The 6,823-nt window shown below is 65.6% G+C and carries 1 protein-coding gene; it reads left to right on the top strand.

All coding sequences use genetic code 11. The features are described 5' to 3' along the window. Nucleotides 1–271: 271 nt before the first annotated feature. A partial coding sequence (locus ACIA76_RS43450) for a PA14 domain-containing protein (RefSeq protein ID WP_397161406.1) occupies nucleotides 272–6,823 on the top strand: 6,552 nt, incomplete at its 3' end.

Here is a 6,823-nt window from a genome sequence, read left to right as displayed (position 1 = left end):
GCTGTATCGAGGACGAAGTAATGGCATCGAGATCAGCTCGTGGACTGATGCGACCTTGCCGGCGGCGAGTCCCTGGGTGGCGGGTGCCCCTAGGCTGGCGTTGGCTGACCATAGACACGTCATCGAGTCCCATCCGCATCCGGTCGGTATGTGCTCCAATAGCGCCGACTGTCGAGACGTGTTATCCAGCAGGACAACGGCTTTCGTCAGTCTCGTAGTCACTTCCCGGTGTCGATCAGCGGCATACAGGTGGAGACGGAGGGGGATCTCGATGCCGAACAGCGCGTGGTCTTTGAAGGATCTGCGGGTGCATTCCCGGTGGCCGATGTGGCTGCGGGTGAGCGTGGTCGTGCTGGCGGCCGCACTGGTGGTGACGATGGCGCAGGTGATCGTGTCGCACCTGGGCTCGGGACCGAAAGCACCTGCGGTGCCGTTGCTGTCGCCCGCGGGCGGACCCACGCTCGATTCGCCGCCGCGTCCGGCGGCCGACTATGGGCCGCTGGCCGGTACTGGTGGGGCGCGTCCCGGTTTCGATCCGAAGTCGTCGAAGGAGTCGGGCCGGTCGGAGCGGTCGGTCCAGTACACCAATGCCAACGGCACACGCTCGGTGGTGCTGTCCCCGGTTCCGGTGAGTGTGCCCGACACCCGGGGCGGTTGGGCTCCGGCCGAGACCAAGCTGACAGAAGACAAGAGTTCGAAGACCGCGTCGGCGGCGATCGCCGGTGGCCGTGTGGGATTCGCGGAAGCCGGTGACGATTCGTCGCTCGTGCGGATCGACCGCAACGGGACCGCGGTCACGATGGCGCTGCAGGGCGCCGACAAGTCTCACCGGACGGTGACCGATTCGACCGTGACCTATGCGAACGTGCTGGCGGGCACGGATCTGACCTACGCGGTGTCGCAGGGGGAGGTCAAGGAGTCACTGATCGTGAAGTCGCCGACCGCGGTGGGCGACGGGCGGTGGGTGTTCCGGATGAACACCGGCGGGCTGATCCCGAAGGTGCAGGGCGACACGGTGGTGCTCACCGACTCGTCCGGTGCCGTGGTGGCGGGGTTGCCGCCGGTATCGGTGTGGGATTCGGCCGGGGCTAACGGCAAGTCACCGGCCCGGGCCGGTGGCTCGTACAGCCTGGCGCCCCAAGGGGACTCGTGGCTGTTGACGATCTCGGTGGACAAGAAATGGCTGACCGACAAGGCTCGGCGGTTCCCGGTCACGATCGACCCGACCTACACCTACGGCTACGACAATCAGCCGTCGACGATCGCATACAAGTCCGACGGCAGCGCGGGCTGCGAGAACACCTGCGGCATCGCGATAGGAAACTCCCGGCCCAACGACCAGAACCTGTTATGGCGGTCGGGGTTCCGGTTCGACTTCACCCCGGTGACAGGGAAGACGGTGGTCGGTGCGCGACTGGATTTCCAGCGGACCGGCACCGACGGGACCTCGAACTCGTTCACCTCGAACGTCTCCCAGGCCGGTAGCCCGCTCGGTTACGGTGCGGTCGGCCAGACGCTGGCGTCGGGGCCGATCGGGGATGCGGGGTCGATGCAGTCCCAGGCGTTGACCGACTTCGTCGCCGGACGGGTCGCGGCGAATGACAATAACGCGTGGTTGATGCTGACCGGCAGCGAAACCGATGAGGTCTCTTATAAGCAGTTGCAGGTGCGGTTGATCGTCGATTACGGCACCGCGCCACCGGAATCGGCGATGGTCGGCCCGGTCGATGACGCGGTGCTTTCGACGCTGACCCCGACGTTGAAGGCTACGCCGGTGACCAATCCGTCCGGCGATGTGACTCGGTACTGCTTCAAGATCTCCACCGGTGCGGACGGCCGCTCGGGCAGTGTCGTGGATTCCGGCTGCCTGGACTCCCCGTCGTGGACGGTCCCGAAGTATGTGCTGCACGACGGCGGCCGCTACACCTGGACCGTCGATACCGCGATCAAGGACGGCGTGACCACGACCCCGGCCCGCTGGGTCGGACATTTCACGGTGGATCAACGCATCGGTGTACCAGGTCCGGTGCCGACCGACACGATGGGGCCGGTCACGGTGAACCTGTTCAACGGCAACGCCCACGTCGAGGCCGGCGGACCCGGCTTCACTGCGGTCGGCGGTAATGCCGGGGTGAGGTTCGTGTACAACTCCCAGGCCGGGGAGGGGCATGGGATGCGGGCGTCGTATTTCAACGATTCCCGTCACAATGGCACTCCCGATGATGCGCCGGTGTTGGTGCGCGGTGAGTCGCAGGTGAATCTGAACTGGACCAACCTGTTACAGAACCCGAACGGATCACTGATCCCTGGCGCGTGGGAATCACGCACTCGCCCACCGGCGTTGGCGCCGGACTGGTATGTGGTCCGGTGGGAGGGCTACTTCCAGCCCGACGATCCCGGGAACTATCAGTTCACCGGTGCGCATATCGATGGCGCGAAGATCTGGGTCGACGACAAGCTGATCTACGACCACCCGGACCGGTTCAACATCGGCCGGATCGGCGCGAGACTGGATGGTTGGACCGATGCGATTGCGTTGAAGAAGAATCAGCGTGTCCCGGTGAAGGTGGAGTTGTATCACCGCAGCCTGGATCCGGGAGTGATGCAGCTGTGGGTGCGCACCAACCCGATTCGGCCGCAGCTGATCACCACCGATGCGCTGTATCCGCAGGATACGTCGCCGCTGCCGCCGGGCTGGCAGCTTGCCGCCCCGGCCAGTGGTTACACCCACGCGGAGCTGCTCGATGGGGCGGTGGTGTTGACCGACACCGCGGGCGGCGCGCATTCCTGGGCCCGCACAGCCGGCGGCTACACCCCACCACCGGATGAGGACGGGGTGCTGGCGTTCGACGCGAACGGCCGGATCTCGGTGACCGAGAACGGTGCGGTGTCACTGTTCAACCCCGACGGCACCCTGGCCGCGGTGTCCTCGGTGCTGGACAGTAAGAAACCCGCTGCGCTGCAATATTTTTACTCCGGTACCCCGCCGCGGTTGACGCAGATCACGGACCCGGTGTCGGGGCGGACACACACGTTGTCCTACAACACCGACAACAGCGATTCCTGTTATGGAGGTGCGGCCAAGCCGAGGGGTGCGACGAGTGCGCCGCAGGGCAAGTTGTGCCGGATCAGTTACTGGGACGGTACCGAGACCCGGCTGTGGTACGACCGGCTGACCCTGGCACGGATCGAGAACCCGGGTGCGGAGCAGTCGGATTTCGCGTATTTGCGGATTCTGGAGAAGAAGGTGTGTCGTCCGAATCCGCAGAAGGGCCAGCCGGATATTTGTGACATCGTGGATCCGATCGAGGACCGTGACGGCCCGCACGGCCCGGTCACGAAGGTCCGGACTCCGCTGGGCAATGACTGGCTGGCGGCCCGGCCGTCGTTCTCTCTGCCCTACCAGGCTGTGACCGATATTGACTATGCCCTGGTGGCCGATATTCCTGGTGATCAGGATTCGGAGCGGGAGAAGAAGTTCCGGGCAACCAAGGTGCAGTTGCCGACCATGGACAAGTTGCAGTTCACCAACCGGCAGCAGCACTCCTACCTCTACGACTTCCCGCGCAAGCAGGCGATCGTGCAAGTAGCGGGGTTGAGACCGCAGATCGGATTCGCCCGCAAAGTCACCTGGGACGACGCCGGTCGTGGGCTGACCGCCACCGACGGTGTGGGTGTCAGCACGAGCGCGGAATGGAACCCGAAGAAGGACCTGCCGCTCGCCACGGTCGATACGGCGGGTCGGCGCTCCACCACCGTCTATGACCATGCCGATCGCCCGACCGACAAATACGGTCCGGCCCCGGGCTCGTGTTTCACCGGGCAGACCCCGACGGCGGCGTGCGCGGGGTCGATGCCGCACGGCCACACCGATTACGACCAGGGATTGGTCGGATTGCAGACGGCGCTCTACGACAACCCGTTACTGTCGGGGGTACCGACGGTGTGGGCGACCGGCATCGGTCCAGCCGACGGCTCACTGTCGGGAACCTGGGCGAACACCCCACCTGTGCCGAACATCGGTGGCTGGTCGGGTCGTTTCACCGGCGAGATCCAATTCCCGGCCACCGGTGACTACGGGCTCGGGTTCACCGTCGTGGACGGGGTCCGGTTGTGGATCGATGACGTGCTGCTGGTGGACTCGTGGAACGACAAGGCCTCCACCGCTGTTGCCGGTAGTAAGTACACGAATGCTGTTGCGGGGAGCTGGCATCGGGTCCGGGTCGACTACTACAACCGCTCCGGCACATCGGGTGCACTGAGTTTCACGTGGACCCCGCCGGGTTCGTCGACACCGGTCACGGTGCCCGGCCAGAATCTGGCCCCGCGCTACGGGCTGGCGACCGGTTCACTCGCCGATGACACCTCCGGCGGGAACATCGAACGGGCCCCTTCTGTGCGTCGTGCTACCGGCTTTTCTGATCCGGCGGTCGGGATCGATCCAGTGTTCGGGCTGGCGGTGTCGACCACGGCCGATCCCGGCGGTGTGAACCTCACCGCGAGGCACAGTTACGAGAAACCCGGCGACGGGTACCTGCGCAGCCTTGCCGGTGCATTGCCCGCCGGTGACATCGGATCCGCCGATAAGCGCAGCGCCACAACCTATTACGGCGACAGCGAGTCCCGTGCGAACCCGTGTGACGCGAACGCAGCGGCGGCGAATCAGGCCGGGTTGGGCAAGACCGTGACCGGCCCGAAACCGACCGACGGCCCGGCCTTGGTCGGGGAATCGGTGTACGACAACGCCGGACGTGTCGTCGCCTCCCGGATCGGGGACGGCGGCTGGGCATGCAGCAGCTATGACGCCCGCGGGCGAGTAGTGAAGCAAACATTCCCGGAATTCGGCGGTAAACCCGCCCGCACCGTGACCTACGACTATGCGGTCGGCGGGGATCCGTTGACCAGGAAGGTGACCGACGAGTCCGGATCGGTCACCACGGTCGTCGACCTGAACGGCCGAACCATCCGTTCCACCGATGCGTCCGGGGTGGTTTCCGACAGCATCTACGATCAGGTCGGGCGGTTGATCAAGAACACCGTCACCGTCGGAGGGGCCACCAGCGTAACCACCTATGCCTGGGACGACGCCTCGCATGTGACCTCGGTTGCATTGGACGGTGACACGATCGCCACCCCTGGTTACACCGATGCCGGTGAGTTGGCGAATGTCGGGTACGGCAACGGGTCTCGGCTCGACGCGCTGGACCGCAACACCTCGGGGACGCCGACTGCGTTGACATGGAAGACCTCGCAGTCCGCGGTCACCGACACCGTCACCCGATCCCGCGGCAACCGAATCACCAACGATGTGGTCACTGCCGATGGGAATGCGGTTGCGTCCTACGCCTACACCTACGACGCTGTCGGCCGTCTGGTCGCGGCGACGGTGCCGCATCACCAGCTGACCTACGCGTTCGATGGCGGGAACGGCTGCGGACCGGCGCCGTCGGCGGGCCGCAACACCAACCGCACCTCGTTCACCGACATCCTCGACGGCGGCGCACCCGCGGTCACCAGCTACTGCTACGACAACGCCGACCGGTTGCTGTCCACCAGCGGCGCAACCAGTATGGCGGTGACCTATGACGTGCACGGCGACGCGGTGAAAGTCGGCGGCGACGAACTCGGGTACGACGCCACCAAACGACACACCTCCACCAAAACCGCTGCAGGGACACTGATCTCCTACAGCCACGATCCGGTCAACCGGTTGATCACTCGCACCGTTACCGGGGCGGCGAAACCGGAACAGAACGGGACCACGCACTACGGGTATAGCACCGGTGCCGCCAGCCCGGACGTGATCCTCGATGGTTCCGGGGCGATGCTGCAACGAATCCTCGGGCTGCCCGGCGGGGTACTGCTGACCAAGACTTACGCCCAACCCGCCCAAGGATTCCCCACCGCCCGCTCGGCGGCCATACCCTCGACCTCGGCGACTAACGCAGCACCGGCCACCCCGTCGACGACCACACCGCACTCACCGCTGACCACCGCCTCACCGAACGCGACGACTACCAGCACCGTTCCGACGAAGACACCAGCACCACACGCACCTGCCTCGGCAACGACAACTCACCCGCAGGCGCCGACCACATCGGCAACCAAGCCGACCCCAGCAATACCATCGACAACCACCTCGACCCCCACGACCGCGCACCCGAGTTCCACACCGCCCACACGGACACCAGCGGCAGCACCTGTCGCAGCGAGGAACCAGCTACCAGTCACACCGTCACCCACACCCACCGGACCGTTGACAGCTCCCGCACCGAAGAAGACCGAAACACCCGCGACGGCCGGAACCAGTGGTGCTTCCGCGACGACTGCCACGCCGACGAAATCCCCCACGACGACCACCCCCGCACCGGCACCGGCACCGGGCATACTGTCACCCTCACCCGGACAAACCAGCTGGGCGTACCCGAACATCCACGGCGACGTCCTGTTCACCGCCGACAGCACCGCCGCCCGCTCGGCCTCCATCTCTCTGTACGACCCGTACGGGCAGAACATCGACCCGGGCACCGGCGCCATCGGTGACATTCCGATCCCGACGACCGCCGAAGGCGGAATGGACTTCGGATGGCTCGGCCAACACGAACTCCCCATCGAACACCTCGGCGGAGTCCAAGCGATCGAAATGGGCGCCCGCACCTACCTTCCGGCGCTGGGACGATTCCTGCAAACCGACCCCGTCTCCGGAGGCTCAGCCAACAACTACGACTACGCCAACGCCGACCCCATCAACAGCTTCGACCTCACTGGCAACGGCCCCCAGCATGACGGAGAGGGCGGCGGCGTTCAGCAGCCCTACGGATAT

This window comes from Nocardia sp. NPDC051570 (genome assembly GCF_044454005.1).
Classification (GTDB): domain Bacteria; phylum Actinomycetota; class Actinomycetes; order Mycobacteriales; family Mycobacteriaceae; genus Nocardia.
Note: the sequence above shows the minus strand (reverse complement) of the source record. Positions and strands in the feature narration are given on the sequence as shown.